This is a genomic window from Allorhizobium paknamense, assembly GCF_030815125.1.
Lineage (GTDB): Bacteria > Pseudomonadota > Alphaproteobacteria > Rhizobiales > Rhizobiaceae > Allorhizobium > Allorhizobium paknamense.
Map to the genome: position 1 here is coordinate 286,963 of NZ_JAUSWH010000005.1, position 22,641 is coordinate 309,603.

A 22,641-nucleotide genomic window follows, 5' to 3' on the forward strand; every position below is an offset into this window, starting at 1 on the left:
CGCGTTAGGTCCGGTGTTGTGCATGGTCTGAGGGTGCTTTCATCGTTTCAGCCTGCCCATCAGGCCACGCGGGAAGATCGAGATGATGACGATCACCGCGAGATAGAAGAAGAATTCGCCATATTCGGGGGCGAGATAGCGGCCCGTGGTATCGATGGCGCCAAGCAGCAGGCAGGCCGTCAGCGCGCCGGGAATGGAGCCCGCCCCGCCGACCGAGACCACCACCAGGAAGGTTACCATGTAGCGCAGGGCATAATAAGGTTCGACCGGCAGCAGTTCGGCGCCGATGACGCCGCCAAGCGCGGCAAGCCCGACGGCAATGGCAAAGCTGATGGCGTAGATCACCTCCGTGCGCACTCCAAGCGCCGCAGCCATGGCGGCATTGTCCACCGCCGCTCTCAGCTTGACGCCGAAGGCCGTGCGCTCGAATGTGAACCACAGGGCTGCCGCCACGATCAATCCGCAGAGGATGACGAAGATCCGATGGCTGGCAATGGTGCGGAAGCCGAGATCCACCGGCCCGGCCAGCGCTGACGGCAGCGGAATGGTTTTAAGCGTTGGCCCGAAAATGAAATTGGCGATGCCGATCACGGCGAAGGTGATGCCGATCGTCATCAGCACCTGGGTCAATTCCGGTGCGCCATAGATGCGCCGGTAGAGAAAGCGTTCCAGGGGAATGGCGATGATGATCGTGCCGATCACCGCGACGATCACCGCAAACCCATAGGCAAGGCCAAGCCCCTGCACCGCATAGGAGGCGAGATAGCCGCCGATCATCGCAAAAGCGCCATGGGCGAGATTGACCACCCGCATCAGGCCCATGGTGACCGAGAGGCCAATGGAAATCACGAAGAGCACCATGCCATAGGCCAGGGCATCGGTGAAAATGCTGAGTACCGTTTGCATGGTGCTCCCTTGCGTCCTTACTTGGCTGCCGCCAGGCCCGGATCGCCCTGCTTCTCGAAGCTTTTGATTTCCTTGTTGTAATAGCTGCCATCCGCCGTCTTCGCCACTTCGCGCAGATAGATGGTCTGGGTGATATGGCGGCTTTCGGGGTCGATGGTCACGGGGCCGCGCGGGCTGGTCCAGGACAAGCCCTTGACGGCCTCTACGGCCTTTTCGGCATCCTGCTTGCCACCGGTGGCCTCGATCATCTTGCTGATGACATACATGCCGTCATAGGCGCCGACGGCGGGGAAGGAGAGTTCCTTCGGGTTGCTAATGGCCTTGGCCGCGGCCTCGACGAAAGCCTTGTTTTCCGGCGAATCATGCGAGATCGCGTAATGGAAAGTGGTTTGCATGCCAAGGGCCGATTCCCCGAGCGCCGGCAGGTCTGATTCCTGCGTCAGGTCGCCGGGGGCAAAGAGCTTGACGCCCTTGGCCTTCAGGCCATTGTCGTTGAAGGCCTTGACGAAGCCGAGCGTCGTCGGGCCGGAGGGCAGGAAGGCGAACACGCCCTCGGCGCCTGAATCCTTGACCCGCTGCATGATCGGGCTGAAATCATTGGTGGCTAGCGGCATGCGCACGGTTTCCACCACCGTGCCGCCCGCTGCGGTATAGGCGGCCTTGAAGGCGTTTTCGGCATCGACACCCGGTCCGTAATCGCTGACCACCGAGATCATTTTCTTCACCCCGGCATCGAAGGCTACCTTGGCGATGGGTGTCGAGGTCTGCCAGGTGGTGAAGGAGGTCCGCACTACATAAGGGCTCTTGGTGACGATGGCCGAGGTGGCTGCATTCATCACCACCATCGGCACATTTGCCTGCTTCAGCAGGGGTGTTGCGGCCATGGCATCCGGCGTGAAGTAGAAACCGGCGAGATATTGCACCTTTTCCTTGACCACCAGTTCCTGCGCCAGCGCCTTGGATTGCGCGGGGTCGGCCTGGGGCACGTCGCGGTAGACCACCTCGACGGTGTGATCGCCCACCGATTTGCCGTGAAGGGCAAACCAGGCATCAATGCCGGCCTTGAAGTTCTTGCCCTGCAGCGCAAAGGGGCCGGAAAATGGCCCGATAACCCCAACCTTGATGGTATCGGCCGCAGCCGACGATGCAAAGATCAGCGCCGCCGCAGCAGCACCCAGCCAGATTTTCATGATTCCCTCCCTTGAGACAGGCAGCCTCCAGCGCCCGCATCTTTGCCAGAATTGCAAAACGCCAAGCGGAAGTAAAATGAATTAAAGGAGTGTGAATATAACCCACAAGTTATGTCCGGCACTCAATCTGGTGAAGAGTCATTCCCGCTGAGGCGTTTCAGTCATTGTATACAGAAAATCTTCCTAAAATAGAAAGTACGCTATTTATGCCCGTTAAAACTCCATATTGAACTTGTGAATTGACAATCTGTATACATCGTGGCCTGCTTGGGGTCTGTTAGGAGGACAGATCATGACCCGACCGACTTTTCCCCTGAATGCCTGGTATGCGGCGGCCTATGATGTGGAGGTCAAGCGCGGCCTTCTGGCCCGCACCATTTGCAACAAGCCTGTCGTGCTTTATCGCAAGCAGGACGGCGCTGCCGTCGCGCTGGCGGATGCCTGTTGGCACCGGCTGGTGCCGCTTTCGCTCGGGCGTCTTGAGGGTGACAATGTCATTTGCGGCTATCACGGGCTGGAATTCGACGATACGGGGCGCTGCGTCTACATGCCCTCGCAGCACACCATCAATCCCTCTGCCTGCGTGAAATCCTATCCGGTGGCGGAAAAGCATCGCTTCATCTGGATCTGGCCCGGCGACCCGGCGCTGGCGGATCCTGCGCTCATTCCCGACTTGCATTGGAACAACGATCCTGACTGGGCGGCGGATGGCAAGCTGATCGAGGTGAAATGCGATTATCGCCTGGTGGTGGATAATCTGATGGATCTGACGCATGAGACCTTTGTGCACGGCTCGTCCATCGGTGACCGCGCCGTGGCCGAATCGCCCTTCGAGGCCACCCATTCCGACCGCTTCGCCTATATCACCCGCTGGATGGAGGGCATCAACCCGCCACCTTTCTGGGCCAAGCAATATGGCCGCCCCGGCAAGGTGGACCGCTGGCAGATCATCCGGTTCGAAGCGCCCTGCACGGTGGCCATCGATGTCGGCGTGGCGGAAGCGGGAACCGGCGCGCGCGAGGGCAACCGCTCCAGGGGTGTAAACGGCTATGTGCTGAATACCATTACCCCTTCCACCGACAAGACCTGTCTTTACTTCTGGGCCTTTGCCCGCAATTACGACCTGAAAAACCAGGCGCGGACCCATGAATTGCGCGAGGGCGTGGCCGGTGTGTTCCGCGAGGATGAAGTGGTGCTGGAGGCCCAGCAGCGGGCCATCGATGCCAATCCCGATCATCAGTTCTACAACCTCAATATCGATGCCGGTTCCATGTGGGCGCGCAAGCTGATCGACCGGATGATCGATGCGGAACTGGCTGGCAGGACGGCCTTTCCCGCCGCGGCGGAATAGGCCATGGCGGAGCAACAGGCATCAGGCCGGCAACAGACGGCAAAGGCGCTGCTCGGTCTGCGCGATCTGGTTCTGACCGGCCAGTTGGCGGCGGGCGAACGCCTTTCAGAGGTGGCGCTGGCCAGCCGGCTGGCGGTGTCGCGCACGCCGCTTCGCGCCGCCTTGCAGACGCTGGAGCAGGAGGGGTTGCTGACGCCGCTTTCCTCCGGCGGCTACGAGGTGCGCCGCTTCAGCCGTCAGGATGCCATCGATGCCATTGAACTGCGCGGCGTGCTGGAAGGAACAGCCGCGCGGCTTGCGGCGGAACGCGGTGTCGCTCCCGCCAGGCTCAGGCTTCTTTCCGAGTTGGTTGAGCGGTTGGACGGTGTCTTCGGGCAAGTACCGGGCAGCGTGGATTTCGAGGCCTATGCCGGGTTGAACGCGGAATTCCATCGGCTGCTTGCAGGGGCGAGCGGCAGTGACTTGATCGGGCGTGAACTGGCGCGGGTCACCCGTCTGCCCTTTGCCAGCCCCAATGCCTTCGTGGCGGGGGCCGAGGTGGAAATTCCCGCCTTCGAGGCAACGCTGTTCGTTGCCCAAGCCCAGCACAAGGCGATTGTCGAGGCGATATCGCGCCGGGAGGGCGCACGGGTGGAGGCTCTGATGCGTGAACATGCACGGCTGGCGCGGCACAATCTCGATTTCGTGCTGGAGCGGCAGCCGGAGTTGAAGGGCAAGGTGCTCTCGCTTGCAATGCTGGCCAGCTAGGGTGTGTGGGTATTCAAAAGAATTCGAGGAGGAAACCATGAAATCCAAACAGATCTGGCGCAAGGCCCGGGTGATCAGCATGGCCGAGCCCGCTGCCGATGTGCGCATGTTGACCTTTGCCGTGGATGGTCTGCAAAGCGCCTTCGATCCCGGCTCGCATACCAATATCAAGGTGATGATCAACGGCGCCCCCGCCATTCGGACCTACACCGTCATTCCCAGTGCGCCGGGCACGCTCAGCATTGCCGTGAAGCTGCATCCCAATAGCCGGGGTGGTTCTGCCGCCATCTGGCGCATGCAGCCGGGTGATGAGACCGAGATGACGGAACCGGAAAACCGCTTTGAGCTTTCCTGGCGGGCCTCCCACTACCTGCTGATCGCCGGTGGTATCGGTGTTACCCCGATCTATGGCATGGCTGAGGCGCTGGCGGCGCGGGGTCAATCGCTGCGCATGGTCTATGGCGCGAAGAACCGCAGCCTCATGGCCTTTGCCGAACCCCTGCAAGCCCTGCTGGGCGACCGGCTGCAATGTTTCTCTCAGGATGAAGGGCAGCATCTCGATCTCGAAGCGGAATTTTCGGCCCTGCCGCCAGATGCCGAGGCCTATATCTGCGGTCCGCTTGGCCTGCTGGAAGCCGCCCGCGATATCTGGCGCCGCAGCGGCCGCCCGATGAGCCGCCTGCGCTACGAGGTGTTCGGTGATAATGGCCGCTTTGCCGAGCAGGAATTTGAGGTGGAGGTCGCAGGCTATGGCCGCAGCATCACCGTGCGCGCCGACCAGACCATGCTGGACGCGCTGACCGACGCTGGCGTGCCGATGATCTTCGATTGCCGGCGCGGCGAATGCGGACTTTGCGCGGTCTCCATTGTCTCGGCCACTGGCGAGGTGGATCATCGAGACGTGTTCTTTTCGCAAGGCGAACGTAAGGAAAATCCCCGCATCTGCGCCTGCGTCTCACGGCTCTGCGGCGGCACGCTGGTGGTCGATACCGGCTATCGCCGCGAGCAAGCCGCCTGATTGGTCGCTGTAACCCTTTGTTCTTACGCATTTCCGGACGGAAAACCGGATTCTACTTTTCCTGATATGCTTTATAAAACCAATAGGGCGCGCAGGTCATTGACATTGGTGCGCGTCGGCCCGGTTTCGATCAGCGTGTCGGTGGCGGCAAACAGGGTGTAGGCATCGTTCATGGCCAGTTGCTGTTTCGGGTCCAGTCCGGCCATGCGCGCCATTGCCAGCGTTTCCGGGTGCAGCATGGCGCCTGCCACCTCTTCGGAGCCGTCTATGCCATCGGTGTCGCAGGCCAGCGCGTGAATGCCGTCCGCTCCGTCCAGCGCAATCGCTAACGACAGCAGGAATTCCTGATTGCGGCCACCGCGACCAGCGGAATTGTGCACCGTCACCGTGGTTTCTCCCCCGGAGAGGATGAGGGCAGGGGCGGCAACCGGCTGGGCGTGATTGCGGATCTGCAAGGCAATGGCGGCATGGACCTTGCCCACCTCGCGCGCCTCTCCCTCCATGCGGTCGCTCAGGATCAGCGGCGTGATGCCGAGCGTGCGGGCGGCGTCTGCCGCCGCTTCCAGTGCCTGCTGGGCGGTGGCAATGACATGCACGGTGCCTGGGGCGGGTTTTGGCCTGCGGCTCTCCGTGTTTGCCGTCAGATGAGCCAGAACGGATGCAGGCGGCTCGATGCGATAGCGTTTGAGAATGGCAAGAGCATCAGCGGGCGTCGTGTCGTCCGGCACGGTGGGACCGGAGGCCACGACGGCAGGATCATCGCCCGGCACGTCGGAAATCACCAGCGTCACCACTCTGGCCGCACCGCAGGCCGCGAGCAAGCCGCCGCCCTTGATGGCGGAGAGGTGCCGGCGAACGCAATTCATCTCCTGGATCGGCGCACCGCTGTTGAGCAGGGCGCGGTTGATGGCGCGCTTCTCTTCCAGGCTGATGCCCGCAGCCGGACGGGTCAGCAGCGCCGAGCCGCCGCCGGACATGAGGCAGAGCACCAGATCGTCTTTTCCCAGGCCCTGCACGGCGGAGAGGATCTCCTCCGCAGCCAGCGCGCCTGCGCTGTCGGGCACGGGATGCCCGGCCTCGATCACCTTGATCTTCCGGCAATCGGCCCCATGGCCGTAGCGGGTGACGACGGTGCCGGAAAGCGGTCCCTGCCAGTGCCGCTCCACGGCTTCCGCCATGCGGGCGGCGGCCTTGCCCGCACCCACCACGACGGTGCGTCCCGCGGGCTCGGGCGGCAGAAAGGGCGGAACGGCCAGCAGCGGATCGACGGCCTTCAGCGCCTGGTCGAAAACCTGTCTCAGAAGATGCGCCGCCTCTGCATTTTCCGGCGAAATCCTTTTATTCTCAAGGCTTGAAGCCATGTTTCCTCCTCGCTGCTGGCCGGGCCATATCGCATGTCCGCCTTTGGCGCCGCAACGATATAGACGCGACGAAAAGGCACAAGATTTAATGTCTCGTCCTATAGGTGTATTTATCTATTGACATATCCAAAAAAGCGTGTCTTGACTTTCATGTTATCGATAACATATGGTCTTGCAACGCCTGTAGGATCAAGCTTTGGGAGGAGCGAGATGCAAGAGCAGCCGCTACTGGAATTTCGAAACATCTCAAAGGAATTCGGTGGAACACGCGCTTTAAGCGATGTGTCCCTCTCCCTGCATCGTGGCGAAATTCTCGCCCTTCTCGGGGAAAACGGGGCCGGCAAATCCACGCTGATCAAAACGCTGGCCGGCATTTACAAACCCGATGGCGGCGAGATCGCCTTTCGGGGGGCGGCCTATCACCATCGTCCGCCAAAGCCCAACCAGCGCCAGCCGGTGGCCTTCATTCACCAGGATCTCGGCCTGATCGAATGGATGACGGTGGGGGAAAATGTCGGACTCGCCCAGGGTTTTTCCTTGCGCAACAAGCTGATCGACTGGCGTGGCACCGAGCGGCGCACGGCGGAGGCGCTGAAGCTCGTCGGCTGCGATTTCGATCCTTCCACCCGGGTCCAGGACCTGACGCGCACGGAAAAATCGCTGGTGGCCATTGCTCGGGCGCTGGCGGTGGAGGCCGATATTCTGGTGCTGGACGAGCCCACCGCCAGCCTCCCCGCCGATGAGGTGGAGCGGCTCTTCACGGCGCTGCGCCCACTGAAAGCACGCGGCGTGGCCATGATCTATGTGTCGCACCGTCTCGATGAAATCTTCCGTATCGCTGACCGGGTCGCGGTGCTGCGCGATGGGCGGCTGGTGGGCCAGACGGCGGTGGCTGAAACCAATTCCGATGAACTGATCCGCATGATCGTCGGTCGCAAGGCCGACCAGTTGTTCGTCAAGCCGGAGGCCACGCTCGGCGCGCCGCTGGTGACGGTGCGCGATCTCTATTGCCGGGGCGCAGGGCCGGTGTCCTTCGATCTTCGCAAGGGCGAATTGCTGGGCCTTGTGGGCCTGCGCGGCGCCGGTCAGGAATTGATCGGGCGGGCATTGTTTGGCTGCGAGGCCTCCACCGGCAAGGTGGAGGTGCATGGCGTGCCCCCCGATTTGTCCAGCCCTGTTGCCGCCATTCGCTCCGGCATCGGGCTGATTGCCCGCGATCGCACGGAGGAATCCGTCGCCATGTCGCTCAGTCTCCGGGAAAATACCTTCATCAATCCCGGCGCTTCGGGCAGGGGGCTTTTCACCCTGATGAGCCCGGCGCGGGAGGCGGAGCTTGCGGGCGCGCTCGGCAATCAGGTGGGCCTGCGTCCCAATGATCAGGCACTGCCGATCGAGGCGCTGTCCGGCGGCAACCAGCAGAAGGTAGTGGTGGGGCGCTGGCTTGCCACGGGCCGCAAGCTGCTGATTGCCGAAGACCCGACAGCCGGTGTCGATGTCGGCGCCAAGGCCGATATCTACCGGCTGATTGCCGAGGCCGTGGAAAGCGGCCTTGCCGTTCTCGTCATCTCCACGGATTTCGAGGAGATCGCGCATATCTGCCACCGGGCGCTTGTTTTCTCGCGGGGCCGGATCGTCCGGGAACTGGACGGGGCCGCGCTCACCACATCCGCCGTCATCGCCGCGGCGTCCGCCTCCGAAGCGGCTTGATTTCAGGAGAACCGTCATGCAGTCCATCCAGTCCACTGCCCTTGAACCCACCCGCGCGGAAATGAAAGGTCTCAGCCGTACCGAAAAATGGCTGCGGCTCACCCCGGTCTACGGTCTGGTGATCCTGACCGCGCTGTTGATCCTGTTCTTTTCGCTGCTCCTGCCGGATACGTTTCCGACGGTGCTGAACCTGCGCTCGATCATCGCCAACAAGACGATCATTGCCATTCTCTCGCTGGCGGCGATGATCCCCATGGCGGCGGGGCGCATCGATCTCACCATCGGTTATGGCATTGTGCTCTGGCACATCCTTGCCATCAGCCTGCAAACCATGCTGGGCCTGCCCTGGCCGGTGGCGGTGCTGATCGTGCTGGCGCTGGGCGCGCTGACCGGGCTGCTGAACGGCGTGCTGGTGGAAGTGGCGAAGATTGACAGCTTCATCGCCACGCTCGGCACAGGAACCGTCATTTATGCTCTGGCGCTTTGGCACACGGGTGGCCGCCAGATGATCGGCGTGTTGCCGCAGGGCTTTTATGCGCTGAACGGCACCATGGTCTTCGGCCTGCCGATCACCGGCCTCTATGTGCTGGTGCTCGCGGTCATCATGTGGGTGGTGCTCGAATATACCCCGATTGGCCGCTACGTTTACGCCATTGGCGCAAACCCCAAGGCTGCAGCTCTGAACGGTATCCCGGTTCGCCGCTTCGTCATCGGCGCGTTCATTGCTTCCGGCACGTTGTCGGCGGTGGCGGGCGTGCTGCTGGCGTCCAAGCTGCGCATTGGCCAGGCCAGTGTCGGGCTTGAATATCTGCTGCCCGCGCTCGTCGGGGCCTTTCTGGGCTCCACCACCATCAAGCCTGGCCGTGTGAATGTCTGGGGCACGATGATTGGCGTCATCATCCTCGCCGTCGGTATTGCCGGTATCCAGCAACTGGGCGGTTCCTTCTATGTCGAGCCGCTGTTCAACGGCGTCACGCTGCTGATTGCCATCGGTATTGCCGGCTATGCCCAGCGCCGCCGGGGCCTGAATGTCGCAAAGGCGAAACCGCCGCAGACGGGCAAGACCGAATGAAAAAGAACCAGAGTTTGCAAAACTTCAAAATTCCAGAGGGAGGAAAATAACCATGAACCGCAGAACGTTTCTGACATCCACGGCCCTTGCCATCACCGTGATGGCGGCCGGTCCGGCCTTGGCCGATCCGCTGGCCGACGCCAAGGCCATGGTGGCGAAATATGCCAGCAAGGTGGACAAGTGGGATGGACCCACCACCGGCCCCAAGGCTGCCAAGGGCAAGTCCATCGTCATCGTCGCCGCCGACATGAAGAATGGCGGTATTCTGGGCGTGACCAACGGCATCCAGGAAGCCGCCAGCGCCATCGGCTGGAAGATCACCGTCCTGGATAGCGGCGGCTCGATTGGCGGGCGCACGGCGGCCTTCGGTCAGGCCATGGCGCTGAAGCCGGACGGCATCATCATCAACGGCTTCGACGCGGTGGAGCAGAAGCCTGCCATGGAAGCCGCAAAAGCTGCGAAAATCCCGATGGTCTCCTGGCATGCGGCCCCTGCCATTGGTCCCGTGCCGGATGTCGGCGTCTTCGCCAACGTTACCACGGATGCCATGGAAGTTTCCAGGGTTGCCGCCGATTACGCCTTTGTCGATGCCGGCGGCAAGCCCGGCGTGGTGATCTTCACCGACTCCACCTACGCCATCGCCATCGCCAAGGCCGATCGCATGAAGGCCGAGATCGAAAAGCTGGGCGGCACGGTGCTGGAATATGTGGATACGCCGATTGCCGAAACCTCGCAGCGCATGCCGCAGCTGACCACGACGCTTCTGCAGAAATACGGCGCCAAATGGACCCATTCTCTGGCCATCAACGACATCTATTTCGACTTCATGGGCCCGGCCCTTGCCTCCGCCGGGATCGATGGCGATGGCAAACCGAAAAGCATCGCCGCCGGCGACGGCTCTGAAAGCGCCTATCAACGGATCCGCGCCAAGCAATATCAGTCTGTGACGGTGGCCGAGCCGCTCAACCTGCAAGGCTGGCAATTGGTGGACGAACTGAACCGCGCCTTCGCAGGCGAAAACTGGTCCGGCTACGTCTCACCGCTGCATGTGGTCACGGCGGAGAATGTCGAATTCGACGGTGGCCCGAAAAACACCTTCGACCCGGATAACGGTTACCGGGATGCCTATAAGAAGATCTGGGGCAAATGAGAACAGGAGGCGCGGCGAAAGCCGCGCCTTCTGCTTTTGGGCTATATCGAAATTTTTTACATGGTGTTCAATTGCGATGACAAGTCTTTGCAGTTGGTATTGACAATACTGAGAATGCCCATAGCCGCATCTGAACATCTTCATCAAAAATATTCATGCGTGCCATATCGCCGGGGCGGTATCACTCCGCAGATCGACGGAATAACATGGGTGAATTGACCCGCGTGTTGCCGCGTTTTTACGTCAATGCGACTGTTTAGAATTTGGAGCGATTTTCGATCTGATTGAATCAGATCGGCGCTGCAACACTTAATCTTGAAGCATAATCTTGTCGATCCTCGTTTCACTCCGACCGGATTATGCTCTAAACGAAAGACGCGTTATGGCTTTTCTTCAAGTGAATGATGTCCACCCGATAACCTTGCCCGACGGGAGTGTGTACCGGGACACTGTTTATCTGAAGAATGTTGTCGACCATCCCCGCATGGAGATCGGCGAGTATAGCTATTATACACACTCCGGAAGACCTGAAGATACGGCGATCATTTTGGCTCCTTATCTGGGGCATGGCGTTCGTGAGCGGTTGGTGATTGGTAAATTTGTTCAGATTGCGAGAGGAAGCTACTTTATCACCAGTTCGGCAAATCATCCGATGACCGGTTTCACCACATATCCATTTCGCATCTTCAACCCGGAGACGTTTGGATACAAGGACCTTCCGGTCAAGGACACTGTTGTGGGGCATGATGTATGGATTGGCCACAATGCCGCAATAATGCCAGGCGTGAATATCGGTTCGGGCGCGATTGTTGCCGCCGCCTCGGTGGTTGCCAGGGATGTTCCCCCTTACGCTGTTGTGGGAGGAAACCCAGCATCGCTCATTCGAATGCGTTACCCCGATGAAATCATCTCCGAACTGCTAGACATAGCGTGGTGGGATTGGCCTCTGGAGATTATCGAGGCAAATCTTCCAGCACTCACCAGCGGGGATTTGCAAGCGCTGAGAGCGGCCCGTTACTGACTATTTGAAAGACGCGGCGATGAGTTCGGTTTAGCCGGCATTCAAGCTCTATGCCCTGATTTCGTCACCGGCTGCTTTGCCGCAAAATGAGCTGCGGCTTTATCGTGACATCACCAATATCTGGCGCGTTATCGAGAATGTCGAGGATGAGCCGGCCTGTTTCCAGGCCGATGTCCCGGGCTCTTGCGTCGATGGTGGTGAGGGTCGGCACGCTAATACCGCCGATTTCGTAATCGCCGAAGCCGGCAATGGCGATCTGGTCCGGCACGCAAACGCCGCGCCGCTGGCATTCGGTGAGCGCGCCGAAGGCCGAGAGGTCGGAGACGCAGATCACGGCCTGCGTATCGGGAAATTGCTCAAGCAGCCGTGCCATGGCATCCGCGCCCTCGCGCATGGAAATCGGCGGCTGGCCTGCGGCAATCAGGCGGGTCGCGTCCAGCCCGTGCGCCTTCATGGCCTCCACGAAGCCGACACGGCGGTCCGAGCCGCGGGTGTCGCGGCCCACATCGCCGCCGATGAAGGCAATGCGGCTATAGCCTACGGCCACGAAATGGCTGACCATGTCACGCACCGCCCCCGCATTGGAAAAGCCGACATAATGGCCAATGGGGTCTGCGGGAATATCCCAGGTTTCGATCACAGGAATGCGGGCCTGCGAGAGCATTTTGCGGCCCCGGGCCGTATGCTTGCCGCCGGTCAGCACAATGGCCTGCGGCTTGCGGCGTAAGAGCTGCTCGATCAACCGCTCTTCTTCCTGCATGTCGTAATTGGTGTAACCCAGCAGGGTCTGCATGTTGCGGCTCGCCAGCACCTCCGAAAGCCCGCCCACCGTATCGGCGAAGTTGGCGTTGTTGATGGAGGGAATGGTCACGGCCACGAAGTCGCTTTTTTGCGAGCGCAGGTTGGAGGCGGTGGAATCGAAGACATAGCCAAGATCCTCCGCCGCCTGCAAAATGGCGTCACGCGTCTCCTTGCTGACCAGACTGCCGCCCTTGAAGGCGCGCGAGACGGTCATCGGGGAGACGCCGGTGATTTTTGCAATATCCGCCATGGTGGGCGGACGATGGCGATGGTTCATGAAGCGACCATTGTTATCGATATCACCAACAATATAATCGATTATTGGCCGCTCATCCAAGGGTTCAGCCAGATATTAGCGGAAATTCATGCGCCTCCGTGACGTGATGGTGGATGCGTCCATCGAAAAAGCGCTTCACGACGCTTTCCGTCGCCGCGCGCGACTCTGCCCGAACCGGGCTTGCCAGTGCCTGTTCCACCGCCTGCATATCCGGATAGTTGATGGCAAGGATCAGCGGAAATTCCGGCGCACCCTCATCCCGCGCATCGGAAAATGTGACGCGAACGGAGACCGCGCCGGGAAACTGCTTCCACTTCGGCAGGATTTCCGTCAGCACCGCCTCGCGAAAGGCTGCCGTTTCGCCGTCCTTCACCTTGCCTTCGAACAGGGCGTAACGCGTGATCATTGGGTCTCCTCCGGTTTTGATCGTGTGTAATATTCCATCAGCATGGCCTGGTCCTCGCCGCCGAAGCCTGCTGCGGTCATCAATCTGTGCACCTCGGCGCAGATCGCCGTGAGCGGCATGGCGGTATGGGTGCGCCGCGCCAGATCCTGCGCGCCGTTCAGATCCTTCACCATATTGTCGATCCGCCCGGTGCGGCGGTAATCGCGGGCCACGTAACGCGGCATGTATTCCTGCAAAATGGCGCTATCGGCCCGTCCGCCCTTCAGCGCCTGCGGAATTTTCGCGGCATCCACACCGGCATCCAGCGCCAGTTGCGTCGCTTCCGCCACGGCCATGAAATTCAGCCCGCACAGCACCTGGTTGATGAGCTTCGTCGTCTGTCCAGCGCCTACGGGCCCCATATGGGTGTAGTTGCTGGCCACGTGCTTCAGCACCTTATGGGCATCCGCGACATCCTCTTCCCTGCCACCGGCCATCAGCGTCAGTTCGCCGATGGCGGCCTTGGGCGCGCCACCGGAAAGGGGGCTGTCCACCCAGCGCAGGCCCTTTTCCTCTGCATCCTTCGCCAAGGCCTTCGTGGCATCGGGATCGATGGAGGACATGTCGATGATCAGCGTGCCCGGCTTTGCCCCTTCCGCCACGCCCTTTTCGCCAAAGACTGCCGCGCGTACGATGGCCGGGGAGTTGAGGCTGAGGATGACGGTATCGGATGCCGAGGCTGCTTCCGCCGCCGTTGTGGCCTCCTTGGCACCCACCGCCACCAGTGCGGCCCGCTTTTCCGGATCGAGATCGAAAACCGTGAGCGCGTTGCCGGTTTCCACCAGCCGCTTGCCGATGGCGCCGCCCATGGCGCCCGCGCCGATCAGTGCTACCCTGTTGCTCATGCTCTTCTCCTCCCCCTTTTGGTTGGAGCGCTTTTCGATCTGATTGAATCAGATCTGCGCTCCAAGCCGTTCTTTTTTAAGCATAATCTTATTCGTCCTCGTTTCACTCCGGTCGGATTATGCTCTAGAGCGAGACGGTTATGCCGCCATCGACATAGAGAATATGGCCGTTGACGAAGGACGAGGCATCCGAGGACAGGAAGATGCAGGCGCCGACCAGTTCCTCCACCTGCCCCCAGCGGCCTGCGGGCGTGCGCTTTTCCAGCCATGCGGAAAAGGCCGGATCGGCCACAAGTGCGGCATTCAGCGGCGTATCGAAATAGCCTGGCGCGATGGCATTGCATTGCAGGCCATGCTTGGCCCAATCGGTCGCCATGCCCTTGGTGAGGTTGCCCACCGCGCCCTTGGTGGCGGTGTAGGGGGCTATGGAGGGGCGGGCGAGCGCCGTCTGCACGCTGGCGATGTTGATGATCTTGCCGCGTCCGCGTCCGATCATGTGGCGGGCAACCGCTTGGCCGACATGAAAGACGCTGGCAATATTGGTTTGCAAAAGCCGCTCGAAGGCATCGGCTGGAAAATCCTCCAGCGGGCTTCGATGCTGCATCCCGGCATTGTTGACGAGAATGTCGATGGCGCCTTTTTTCGCTTCAAATTCATCCACAGCCGCGCGGGCTGCGGCATGATCCGTCACGTCGAAGTCCAGAAGCTCGACAGGGTTTGAAAATTCCGTCGCGGCCGCCTCCAGCTTGTCGCGGTTGCGGCCATTCAGCACCAGCGTCGCGCCCGCCTCCGCCAGCCCCTTGGCCAGCGCCAGCCCGATGCCCTGGGAAGAGCCCGTGACGAGCGCGCGCTTGCCGGTGAGATCGAAAAGTTTGAGCGACATGGCTTCCTCCGCCTTGGTGATTTCCGTGGATTTCAGGAGATCCACTTTTCAAGCTCGTGCTCTGGACAATCAAGCTTTTCCGTTTATGTTATCGATAACATAAAACGTCAAGCCCTTTCACGGGGTGGGGCATGGGAGGAGATTTGAGAATGGCAAAACCCGGCATCTTGCAGCTCGGGGCCTATCCCGCATGGGATGAAGAGCCGTTGAACGCTGCCTTTACGGTGCATCGCTATTTTGAGGCAGAAGACAAGGCGGCCTTTCTGGCAGAGGTTGGCCCTTCCATTCGCGGCATCGCCACGCGGGGAGAACTGGGTGCAAGCCGGGCGCTGATCGAGGCTTGCCCCCATCTTGAAATCATCTCCGTCTATGGTGTCGGCTTCGATGCGGTGGATCTTGCGGCCTGCCGGGAGCGCGGCATTCGCGTGACCAATACGCCGGATGTGCTGACCGGCGATGTCGCCGATCTCGGCGTGGCGATGATGCTGTGCCTCTCGCGCAGCATGGTGGCGGCAGAACGCTGGGCGCGCGATGGAAGCTGGGTGAAAAAGGGCGGTTTTCCGCTGCAAAGGCGGGTTTTTGGCCGCCGCGCCGGGATTCTCGGGCTTGGCCGTATCGGCTTTGCCGTGGCAGAGCGGTTGAAGGGTTTCGGCATGCAGATTGCCTACAGCGCCACCGCGCCGAAGGCGGCGGCCGGGGATATGCGCTTCATTGCAGATCCTGTGGAACTGGCCCGGCAGTCGGATTTCTTTTTCGTGACGCTTGCCGCCTCCGCCGCCACCCGCCACATTGTCAGCCGCCAGGTCATTGAGGCACTGGGGCCGGAAGGCATGTTGATCAACGTCTCGCGCGCTGCCAATATCGATGAAGACGCGCTGCTGGATGCTCTGGAGCAGAACCGTCTGGGTGGTGCCGCGCTCGATGTGTTCGAGGGGGAACCGAAGCTCAATCCGCGTTTCCTGGCACTCGACAATGTGCTGCTGCAACCGCATCACGGCTCGGGCACGGTGGAGACCCGCAAGGGCATGGGGCAATTGCTGCGCGAGAATCTCACCGCACATTTCGCGGGTGAGCCTTTGCCCACCCCGGTTATTTAAATCATCGTTCCAAGGAGAAGGGGCCATGAGAGCCATTGTTGCCCATGCGGCCAAGGATATCCGCATTGAAGAGCGCCCGGAGGAAAGCCCCGGTCCCGGCGAGGTCAAAATCCGCCTTGCCACCGGCGGCATCTGCGGCAGCGATCTGCATTATTACAATCACGGCGGTTTCGGCGCGGTGCGGCTGAAGGAGCCGATGATCCTCGGCCATGAAGTCTCCGGTGTTGTCGAGGCGTTGGGCGAGGGGGTCACGACGCTCTCCCGAGGGCAGTTGGTGGCCGTTTCGCCCTCCAGACCGTGCCGAACCTGCCGCTATTGCCAGCAGGGCCTGCATAACCAGTGCCTGAACATGCGCTTTTACGGCAGCGCCATGCCTTTTCCGCATATTCAGGGCGCTTTCCGCGAAAGCCTCGTGGCCGATGTGCTGCAATGTGTGCCCGCCGACGGCTTGACCCCCGGTGAGGCGGCCATGGCCGAGCCGCTGGCCGTGACCCTGCACGCCACCCGCCGCGCCGGTGAGCTGCTCGGCAAGCGGGTGCTGATCACCGGCTGCGGGCCGATCGGGCTGCTTTCCATACTGTCGGCCCGCCGGGCGGGGGCAGCGGAGATCGTCGCGACCGATCTTTCCAATTTCACCCTCGGCATGGCCAAGGAGGCAGGCGCGGACCGCGTCATCAATACGGCGGAAGAGCCCGAAGCACTGCAACCCTATACAGCGGACAAGGGCAGTTTCGACATTCTCTATGAATGCTCTGGCGCGCAGGCGGCCCTTGCCAGCGGCATCGCGGCGCTGCGCCCGCGCGGCGTCATCATCCAGCTCGGGCTGGGCGGCGATATGAGCCTGCCGATGATGGCGATCACCTCGAAGGAACTGGAATTGCGCGGCTCTTTCCGCTTCCATGAGGAATTTGCGACCGGCGTCGAACTGATGCGCAAGGGGTTGATCGACGTGAAGCCCCTCATCACCCATACTTTGCCGCTCAGCGACGCCGTGAAAGCCTTTGAAACGGCGGCGGATCGCAGCAAGGCGATGAAGGCGCAGATTGCTTTTTCCTGACGGTTTCGACGGCTGCGATGGTCGCAGCCGTCTTTCCATCGTCAGGACTGGCTCTGCTGAAGCCAGAGGAAGTATGCGGCGTGGTCCATTTCCGCGCCGTTCTTGTTTTTCACGAAATCATCGAAGGCGGCCCGCACGGTTTGCGAAAGCGGCAGTTTCAGCGCGCTTTCCGCTGCAACGTCGAGCGCATTGTTCAGGTCCTTCAACTGCGCCACCGAGCGCCCGCCGGGTACGAAATTGCCCTCCACCATGCGCTGCCCGTGCAGGTCGAGAATACGGCTATCGGCAAAACCGCCGCGCAAGGCACCGCGCAGCGTGGCCAGATCGCAGCCTGCCGATTGCGCCAGCGTAAACGCTTCCGCCACCGCGCCGATGGTCACGGCGACAATCAGCTGATTGGCGAGCTTTGCCGTCTGGCCGGTGCCGAGCGGCCCCATATGGGTGGGCCGCCCGAGATGGGCGAGAACCGGACGCGCGGCCTCGACATCGGATTTTTCTCCGCCCATGAAGATGGAGAGCGTCTTTTCCTCTGCCCCCTTCACCCCGCCGGAGACCGGCGCGTCGATGAAGCGCTTGCCGAGAGAGATGGCAAAACCGGCAAGCGCCTTGTCGCAGTCCGGCTCCACCGAGGCCATGTCGATGATCAGCGCGCCCTCCGCTGCCGCTTCGATCACACCGCCATCCCTGAGGACGCTACGGGTGGTGGGACCGTCGATCAGCATGGAAATGACGATCTCCGCATCCTGTGCTGCGGCCTCCGCCGTATCCGCGACCTTGGCAACGTCGGCCAGCGCATCCGCCCTGTTGCGGGAGCGGTTCCAGACGGTTACGTCATAATGAGCGGCAAGATGGCGGGCCATGGGGCCACCCATCAGGCCGGTGCCGAGAAAGGCAAGCTTCTGTTTCATGGCAAGTCCGCTCCAATGGCCTTGAGGGCAGCGAGCGCCACGGCCTCATCTTGCTCGCCTGAACCGGAGCCGACCCCGATCCCGCCGACCAGATGGCCGTTCAGGCGGATCGGCAAACCGCCGCGCAGTCCGGTGACATCGCCTTCCGTGGCAAGGCCGAGCAATACCTTGGCATGGTCGGGCAGGCTGGCGCTGGGGCCGTTGATCGAGGCGGCGGTCTTGGCCTTGGACAGCGCGCTTTTCAGCGAGAGAAAGCGCGAACCGCTCATGCGGAATGTCGAGAGCTCAACGCCGCTTGCATCAACGATCACAATACATTGCGGCTGACCCATGTCTGATGCCGCGGCAATGGCCGCACGCAACATCGTTTCCACGCCCGCATCCGTGAGCCGTGACGATGGTTCTGAAAAGGACACTGAAATTCCTCCCATGGCTGCTTGATTTTCAGGCGATGTTATCGATACCATGTCGATAAAGCCAGATGATTTCGGGAGGAGAAAGGCATCATGACATTTTTCGAGGCTGTCGAGCCGGTTTTTTCCACTTTCGTCCTTGGCAATGCGCCGGTCAAGAAAATTGCGACGGGGTTTGATTGGGTGGAGGGGCCGGTGTGGTTTGGCGATCTCAACTGCCTGCTGTTTTCCGATATTCCCAATAACCGCATCTATCGCTGGATACCGGAACAGGGCGTGAGTGTTTTCCGCGCGCCTTCCAATTTCGCCAATGGTCATACCCGTGATCGGCAGGGGCGGCTCGTCTCCTGCGAACATTTTACCCGCCGTGTCACCCGCACCGAATATGACGGCTCGATCACCGTGATTGCCGACAGCTATCAGGGCAAGCGGCTGAACTCCCCCAATGACGTCATTGTCGCCTCGGATGGTGCGATCTGGTTCAGCGATCCGCATTACGGCATTGCCATGGATTATGAAGGCCAGAAGAGCGAGCAGGAATTGCCCTGCAATGTCTACCGCGTCGATCCGAATGGCAGCATTGAGGCGGTGCTGACCGATTTCAACTGCCCGAACGGCCTGGCCTTCAGCCCGGATGAAAAGCGGCTTTATGTCGCCGATACCGGCCGCATGTTCTCCGACGATCCCCGTCATATCCGCGTCTTCGATGTCGGGAGCGATTACAGCCTGACGGGCGGCGAGGTCTTCCATGCCATTTCACCGGGTGCTGCCGATGGCATGCGGGTGGACCGCGACGGCAATCTCTGGTCTTCCGCGGGCGATGGTGTGCATTGCCTTGCGCCAGATGGGCGGCTTCTCGGCAAGATCCTCATCCCGGAAACGGTGTCGAATGTCTGCTTCGGCGGACGCTATGGCCATGTGCTGTTCATCACCGCCTCCACAAGCGTTTACTCGGTGGCGCTCAATCGGCGGGGTGGGTGGCTTTAGCATTGTCCCGAGAAAAATGGGAACCGGTTTGGTGTCCGGAAATGTGTGAGAACAAAGCTCTAGGAATGGGCTTCTGACATGACGATGGTGTTTCGTCCCAGGGATTTCGCCTGATAAAGCGCCTTGTCCGCCTCTTCGACCAGCTTGGTGGGCACTTCCAGCGCGCGGGCCGAGAGGGAGGCGACGCCGATGCTGACCGTCACCTTGCCCCAGGGCTGATTGTCCTGATGCTCGACGCCAAGGTCCTGCACTGCGGCGCGAATCCGTTCCGCCACCACCCTGGCATTTTCCAGGGTGGCGCCGGGTAGGAGAACGACAATTTCCTCGCCGCCATAACGGGCCGCGACATCGCCTGACCGAGAGGCGGCAGCGCGGATGACGGCGGCGATGGCCTCCAGGCATCGATCACCGGCGATGTGGCCATAGCGATCATTATAGTGCTTGAAGCGGTCGGCATCGATCATCAGCAAGGCAAGGCAGGCCTCGCCGCTGTTCAGGTCCTCCACGGCCTTGGCCAGCCGCATTTCGAGCGCCCGGCGATTGGCAAGGCCGGTCAGGGCATCGGTATGCGCCAGAGTGTCCAGTTGATCATGGCTGACCTTGTGGCGGGTCACGTCACGGGTCACGACCACCACGCTGAAGCGTTGGGATTCGCCGGGGATAGAGGTACGGGTAAAGGAGGCCTCCACCCAGATTTTTTCGCCCTGACCGTTCACTCGCCCGACAAGAACGGTATCTGTGCTGGCGCCCGCCCGCAGCCGCCGCAGCACATCCTCAACCCGGGAAGCATCGTCAGCGCTCAGGCCCTCGGTGATGCAGGTGCCGATCAGATCGGCTGCCGGCTTGCCGTACATTCTCTCGCCCGCCGGCGAGACATAATGGCGGATGCCGTTTTCATCCAGTCTTTGAATGACATCGGCAGAGGCTTCTGCGAGGCTGCGGAATTCCGCCTCACGGGCGGTGACGTCCCGCTCCCTCTGCAGCCGGAGCCGCGACTGGCGCAGCGAGCGCCAGCTGGCATAGCAGACCAGAAGGACGGCGATGCCGAGAGACATCCAGCGTCCGCGCGCATTGCCGATCCACCGGCTCAGCGTTTCGTCCTGCGAAGCAGAGACTAGCACGACCATGCCGGTTTGCGGGCTTTTCACGAAGGCTGCGATGCGCTCCCGCCCATCGGTTTGGGAGAGGTAATGATAGGTGCCGACAGTTCTTTCCTTCAACTGCCGGGTAAAAAGCCCATAGCCGGACATATCCTTTCCAAGGACGTCTTGCCTGTGGGGGTTGCGCATCAGCGCGATACCATCGGCGCGCATGAGAAGCAGCGTGCCCTCCTGACCGATGTCGAAACTTCCGAGGAAACTTTCGAGATAGGCGAGCGGCACCGTGGCGGAAATCACGCCGGCAAAGCTGCCGCGTCCCAGCCGCTCGTAGCGGCGCGACAGGGTAAAGCCCGCTTTTCCGGTGAGCCGGTCGGTGATGGGCAGGCCTATGACGGTGCCTTGCTGGATATTGTCCCGATGCAGGCGAAAATAGTCGCGATCTGCAAAATTCACGTTCGCTGGCGGGTGCGGTGCCGAACTCGCAACGAGATCCCCCTGCGCATTGATGAAAATCAGCGAACCAAGCCGGTGCGAGGCCGCGACCTGGGCGCGCATCATAGCGTTCAGCTTGTCCTTGATGGCGCTGGTGCCGTATTCGTCATCGATTTCCGATCTGAGATCCGCAAGCGCCAGCGTCGACTGGTCGATCGTATCATCGACATGCTGACTGAAGCTGCGAGCTACTTGCAGCAGCGATTGCTCGTGCCGCTCGACTTCCGACTGCCAGCTGAGGAACTCCTGGGCGAAGATAATGGCGATCAGTGTCACGACGGCAATAATCGTCAGGCCCGGCGAGACAAGCCGGTGGAAAGGTTGCCACTGGATCTTCGTCAGAGGTCGCTTCAACTGCGCAGCTTAGCCTTCCTGCACTTTTCGGTTGTTCGTGGGCATTGCAGGATGCAATACCGACTTTCAACCGGGTTGCAAATGCCATCGGAGCATTTCCAGGAAAAGTGGGAACCGGTTTTCCGTTCGGAAATGCGTGAAAACAAAGACCTAGAGCATTTCCAGGAAAAGTGGATGCCGGTTTTATGTTCACAAGCGCTCTAAACGAAAGGACGCAGGCAACGTTCCTTCGAGCCAGTCCATCGCGTCAGACAGAGGGAGTGGCCCTCAGGCAGGGACATTGAAGCTTTGCCCCGGCAGAAGCGTGCGAAACCGGTCTGCCTCAACACCCGCTTTGGAAAGCGCCTCATGAAGCGCCTGTCTCGGTGCTTCGATTGGCTCATCCGTCAGCTGGAAGGTTCCCCAGTGATGGGCAACGGCAAAACGTGCGCCGCAAAGCTGGAAGCCTGCAACGGCCTCTTCCGGGTTCTGGTGACCGGTCTTCATGAACCAGCGCGGCTCGTAAGCGCCGATGGGTAGAATGGCGGCGCGCAGATCGCCGTGCTTTTCGCGGATCATGCGGTAATGCCGTCCCTCGTGAAAGCTGGTATCGCCGATGTGATAGATCTTGCCCGCAGGCGTTTCGATCACGAAAGAGCACCAGAGTGCCATGGCCCGGTCGCCCACACCGCGCGCCGACCAGTGGCAGGTGGGTTCACAATGGATCACACTGGTTCCGGCAGCGACGGTTTCGCCCCAATCCACGCAACCGATGCGCAGGTCTGGAATGCTGCGCTTCAGAATGGTGTCATTGCCGAGCGGGGTGATGACCAGCGGATCATGCGTCTTTTTCAGCCGCTTCAGCGTCCGGATATCCATGTGGTCGTAATGATTGTGCGTGAGCAGCACAAGGTCGATCGGCGGCAGGTCGGCAAAGGCAATGCCCGGATCGTTGACGCGCAGCGGTCCGGCGACGGAGAAGGGGGAGGCGCGGCGCTCAAAAACCGGATCCGTCAGGATATTGAGCCCGGCAATCTGGATCAGAAGCGAAGCATGGCCGATCATGGTGATGCCAAGGCCATCGCCTTCGACCCGCGCCAGTGGCTTTGCCGCGTGCGGCGCCTCCGGCCAGCGACGCGGCCAGTCCGACTTTTTGCGCGTGCGCATCCACCGCATCACATCGCTGAAGGATTTGAGCGTTTCCGCCTCCGGCGTGAAGAACAGCCGACCGTCGAAATGGTCACTGACCGGGCCTTGATAATAGGGATTGCGTTTTCTGATCGGCATCCGGTCCATCCTTGGGCTTACAGCGAACCTTTGCTGCATAATTTTTCCCTTAAATCGATTCAGATCTAAGGAATTATGCAGTAGCAGCTTTTGCGTGAAACCTTTCACGCAAAAACGCCGGGCCGTTGCCATCCACATCGCCCGACGTCTCCTTATAAGAGAACGAGACCGCTTTGGATCAATGCCCTCAGTC

21 protein-coding genes are annotated in these 22,641 nt (G+C 60.9%); 10 read left to right on the forward strand and 11 right to left on the reverse strand.

Annotated elements, in window-relative coordinates; genetic code table 11:
* Nucleotides 1-39: 39 nt before the first annotated feature.
* Nucleotides 40-906, reverse strand: coding sequence for a branched-chain amino acid ABC transporter permease (locus tag QO005_RS10675; RefSeq protein WP_307158005.1), 867 nt, complete (start codon nt 904-906; stop codon nt 40-42).
* A gap of 17 nt (nt 907-923) precedes the next feature.
* Complete coding sequence (locus QO005_RS10680; protein ID WP_307158006.1) at nt 924-2,096, reverse strand: ABC transporter substrate-binding protein; 1,173 nt, start codon at nt 2,094-2,096, stop codon at nt 924-926.
* 292 nt (nt 2,097-2,388) lie between these two features.
* Here QO005_RS10680 and QO005_RS10685 point away from each other — a divergent pair, with 292 nt between their 5' ends.
* Genes QO005_RS10685 through QO005_RS10695 form a run of 3 tightly spaced genes read left to right on the forward strand, consistent with a single transcriptional unit; the run spans nt 2,389 to nt 5,212 of the window.
* Nucleotides 2,389-3,447, forward strand: a complete 1,059-nt coding sequence (locus QO005_RS10685) for an aromatic ring-hydroxylating dioxygenase subunit alpha (RefSeq protein ID WP_307158007.1) — start codon at nt 2,389-2,391, stop codon at nt 3,445-3,447.
* A 3-nt stretch (nt 3,448-3,450) separates the two neighbouring features.
* On the forward strand, nt 3,451-4,194 hold the full coding sequence (locus tag QO005_RS10690; protein ID WP_307158008.1) for a GntR family transcriptional regulator: 744 nt from the start codon (nt 3,451-3,453) through the stop codon (nt 4,192-4,194).
* 37 nt (nt 4,195-4,231) lie between these two features.
* Entirely contained in the window at nt 4,232-5,212 is a 981-nt protein-coding gene (locus QO005_RS10695) for a PDR/VanB family oxidoreductase (RefSeq protein WP_307158009.1), read from the forward strand.
* A 71-nt stretch (nt 5,213-5,283) separates the two neighbouring features.
* Here QO005_RS10695 and QO005_RS10700 read toward each other — a convergent pair whose 3' ends face one another.
* Complete coding sequence (locus QO005_RS10700) at nt 5,284-6,573, reverse strand: glycerate kinase type-2 family protein (protein WP_307158010.1); 1,290 nt, start codon at nt 6,571-6,573, stop codon at nt 5,284-5,286.
* A 210-nt stretch (nt 6,574-6,783) separates the two neighbouring features.
* Here QO005_RS10700 and QO005_RS10705 point away from each other — a divergent pair, with 210 nt between their 5' ends.
* The 4 genes from QO005_RS10705 (at nt 6,784) to QO005_RS10720 (ending at nt 11,523) form a co-directional block, all read left to right on the forward strand.
* On the forward strand, nt 6,784-8,280 hold the full coding sequence (locus QO005_RS10705) for a sugar ABC transporter ATP-binding protein (protein ID WP_307158011.1): 1,497 nt from the start codon (nt 6,784-6,786) through the stop codon (nt 8,278-8,280).
* 16 nt (nt 8,281-8,296) lie between these two features.
* Nucleotides 8,297-9,352 carry an ABC transporter permease gene (locus QO005_RS10710; protein ID WP_307158012.1) on the forward strand — a complete coding sequence of 352 codons (1,056 nt, stop codon included), beginning with the start codon at nt 8,297-8,299 and terminating at the stop codon, nt 9,350-9,352.
* A gap of 52 nt (nt 9,353-9,404) precedes the next feature.
* Nucleotides 9,405-10,502, forward strand: coding sequence for an ABC transporter substrate-binding protein (locus tag QO005_RS10715; RefSeq protein ID WP_307158013.1), 1,098 nt, complete (start codon nt 9,405-9,407; stop codon nt 10,500-10,502).
* 382 nt (nt 10,503-10,884) lie between these two features.
* Nucleotides 10,885-11,523, forward strand: a complete 639-nt coding sequence (locus QO005_RS10720) for a CatB-related O-acetyltransferase (RefSeq protein WP_307158014.1) — start codon at nt 10,885-10,887, stop codon at nt 11,521-11,523.
* A gap of 64 nt (nt 11,524-11,587) precedes the next feature.
* Here the strand turns inward: QO005_RS10720 and QO005_RS10725 are convergent, their stop codons facing one another.
* The 4 genes from QO005_RS10725 to QO005_RS10740 all read right to left on the reverse strand — a co-directional run bounded on the left by QO005_RS10725 (nt 11,588) and on the right by QO005_RS10740 (nt 14,774).
* The gene (locus QO005_RS10725) at nt 11,588-12,601 is read right to left on the reverse strand and encodes a LacI family DNA-binding transcriptional regulator (protein ID WP_307158015.1); all 1,014 of its coding nucleotides are present in this window, start codon (nt 12,599-12,601) and stop codon (nt 11,588-11,590) included.
* A 64-nt stretch (nt 12,602-12,665) separates the two neighbouring features.
* Nucleotides 12,666-13,007, reverse strand: coding sequence for a hypothetical protein (locus QO005_RS10730; RefSeq protein WP_307158016.1), 342 nt, complete (start codon nt 13,005-13,007; stop codon nt 12,666-12,668).
* Nucleotides 13,004-13,891, reverse strand: coding sequence for an NAD(P)-dependent oxidoreductase (locus QO005_RS10735; RefSeq protein WP_307158017.1), 888 nt, complete (start codon nt 13,889-13,891; stop codon nt 13,004-13,006). The genes QO005_RS10730 and QO005_RS10735 overlap by 4 nt, the downstream gene beginning before the upstream one ends.
* A 124-nt stretch (nt 13,892-14,015) precedes the next feature.
* Nucleotides 14,016-14,774, reverse strand: a complete 759-nt coding sequence (locus QO005_RS10740; RefSeq protein WP_307158079.1) for an SDR family oxidoreductase — start codon at nt 14,772-14,774, stop codon at nt 14,016-14,018.
* Nucleotides 14,775-14,923: 149 nt separating this feature from the next.
* On the opposite strand from QO005_RS10740, the gene QO005_RS10745 reads away from it, so the two are divergent.
* Both QO005_RS10745 and QO005_RS10750 read left to right on the forward strand, forming a co-directional pair.
* Nucleotides 14,924-15,871: a 2-hydroxyacid dehydrogenase gene (locus tag QO005_RS10745; RefSeq protein ID WP_307158018.1), complete on the forward strand. Its 948-nt coding sequence runs from the start codon at nt 14,924-14,926 to the stop codon at nt 15,869-15,871.
* Between the two features lie 25 nt (nt 15,872-15,896).
* Nucleotides 15,897-16,928, forward strand: a complete 1,032-nt coding sequence (locus QO005_RS10750) for an L-idonate 5-dehydrogenase (protein WP_307158019.1) — start codon at nt 15,897-15,899, stop codon at nt 16,926-16,928.
* Between the two features lie 41 nt (nt 16,929-16,969).
* Here the strand turns inward: QO005_RS10750 and QO005_RS10755 are convergent, their stop codons facing one another.
* Together QO005_RS10755 and QO005_RS10760 are read right to left on the reverse strand one after the other, a co-directional pair.
* Complete coding sequence (locus tag QO005_RS10755; protein ID WP_307158020.1) at nt 16,970-17,836, reverse strand: NAD(P)-dependent oxidoreductase; 867 nt, start codon at nt 17,834-17,836, stop codon at nt 16,970-16,972.
* Nucleotides 17,833-18,252 carry a GlcG/HbpS family heme-binding protein gene (locus QO005_RS10760; protein WP_307158021.1) on the reverse strand — a complete coding sequence of 140 codons (420 nt, stop codon included), beginning with the start codon at nt 18,250-18,252 and terminating at the stop codon, nt 17,833-17,835. The genes QO005_RS10755 and QO005_RS10760 overlap by 4 nt, the downstream gene beginning before the upstream one ends.
* Before the next feature lie 90 nt (nt 18,253-18,342).
* Here QO005_RS10760 and QO005_RS10765 point away from each other — a divergent pair, with 90 nt between their 5' ends.
* The gene (locus tag QO005_RS10765) at nt 18,343-19,236 is read left to right on the forward strand and encodes an SMP-30/gluconolactonase/LRE family protein (protein ID WP_307158022.1); all 894 of its coding nucleotides are present in this window, start codon (nt 18,343-18,345) and stop codon (nt 19,234-19,236) included.
* 59 nt (nt 19,237-19,295) lie between these two features.
* Here the strand turns inward: QO005_RS10765 and QO005_RS10770 are convergent, their stop codons facing one another.
* Nucleotides 19,296-21,182, reverse strand: coding sequence for a diguanylate cyclase (locus QO005_RS10770; protein WP_307158023.1), 1,887 nt, complete (start codon nt 21,180-21,182; stop codon nt 19,296-19,298).
* A 267-nt stretch (nt 21,183-21,449) separates the two neighbouring features.
* Nucleotides 21,450-22,448 carry an MBL fold metallo-hydrolase gene (locus tag QO005_RS10775; RefSeq protein ID WP_307158024.1) on the reverse strand — a complete coding sequence of 333 codons (999 nt, stop codon included), beginning with the start codon at nt 22,446-22,448 and terminating at the stop codon, nt 21,450-21,452.
* Nucleotides 22,449-22,641 lie beyond the last annotated feature (193 nt).

Bases quoted from the DNA above. Each gene is read 5' to 3' on its own strand.
- QO005_RS10735 (WP_307158017.1), bottom strand. From the start codon at position 13,891: ATGAGCAACAGGGTAGCACTGATCGGCGCGGGCGCCATGGGCGGCGCC.
- QO005_RS10725 (WP_307158015.1), bottom strand. From the start codon at position 12,601: ATGAACCATCGCCATCGTCCGCCCACCATGGCGGATATTGCAAAAATC.
- QO005_RS10765 (WP_307158022.1), top strand. From the start codon at position 18,343: ATGACATTTTTCGAGGCTGTCGAGCCGGTTTTTTCCACTTTCGTCCTT.
- QO005_RS10690 (WP_307158008.1), top strand. From the start codon at position 3,451: ATGGCGGAGCAACAGGCATCAGGCCGGCAACAGACGGCAAAGGCGCTG.
- QO005_RS10675 (WP_307158005.1), bottom strand. From the start codon at position 906: ATGCAAACGGTACTCAGCATTTTCACCGATGCCCTGGCCTATGGCATG.
- QO005_RS10740 (WP_307158079.1), bottom strand. From the start codon at position 14,774: ATGTCGCTCAAACTTTTCGATCTCACCGGCAAGCGCGCGCTCGTCACG.
- QO005_RS10700 (WP_307158010.1), bottom strand. From the start codon at position 6,573: ATGGCTTCAAGCCTTGAGAATAAAAGGATTTCGCCGGAAAATGCAGAG.
- QO005_RS10775 (WP_307158024.1), bottom strand. From the start codon at position 22,448: ATGCCGATCAGAAAACGCAATCCCTATTATCAAGGCCCGGTCAGTGAC.
- QO005_RS10715 (WP_307158013.1), top strand. From the start codon at position 9,405: ATGAACCGCAGAACGTTTCTGACATCCACGGCCCTTGCCATCACCGTG.
- QO005_RS10710 (WP_307158012.1), top strand. From the start codon at position 8,297: ATGCAGTCCATCCAGTCCACTGCCCTTGAACCCACCCGCGCGGAAATG.
- QO005_RS10755 (WP_307158020.1), bottom strand. From the start codon at position 17,836: ATGAAACAGAAGCTTGCCTTTCTCGGCACCGGCCTGATGGGTGGCCCC.
- QO005_RS10685 (WP_307158007.1), top strand. From the start codon at position 2,389: ATGACCCGACCGACTTTTCCCCTGAATGCCTGGTATGCGGCGGCCTAT.
- QO005_RS10680 (WP_307158006.1), bottom strand. From the start codon at position 2,096: ATGAAAATCTGGCTGGGTGCTGCTGCGGCGGCGCTGATCTTTGCATCG.
- QO005_RS10695 (WP_307158009.1), top strand. From the start codon at position 4,232: ATGAAATCCAAACAGATCTGGCGCAAGGCCCGGGTGATCAGCATGGCC.
- QO005_RS10750 (WP_307158019.1), top strand. From the start codon at position 15,897: ATGAGAGCCATTGTTGCCCATGCGGCCAAGGATATCCGCATTGAAGAG.
- QO005_RS10720 (WP_307158014.1), top strand. From the start codon at position 10,885: ATGGCTTTTCTTCAAGTGAATGATGTCCACCCGATAACCTTGCCCGAC.
- QO005_RS10705 (WP_307158011.1), top strand. From the start codon at position 6,784: ATGCAAGAGCAGCCGCTACTGGAATTTCGAAACATCTCAAAGGAATTC.
- QO005_RS10745 (WP_307158018.1), top strand. From the start codon at position 14,924: ATGGCAAAACCCGGCATCTTGCAGCTCGGGGCCTATCCCGCATGGGAT.
- QO005_RS10730 (WP_307158016.1), bottom strand. From the start codon at position 13,007: ATGATCACGCGTTACGCCCTGTTCGAAGGCAAGGTGAAGGACGGCGAA.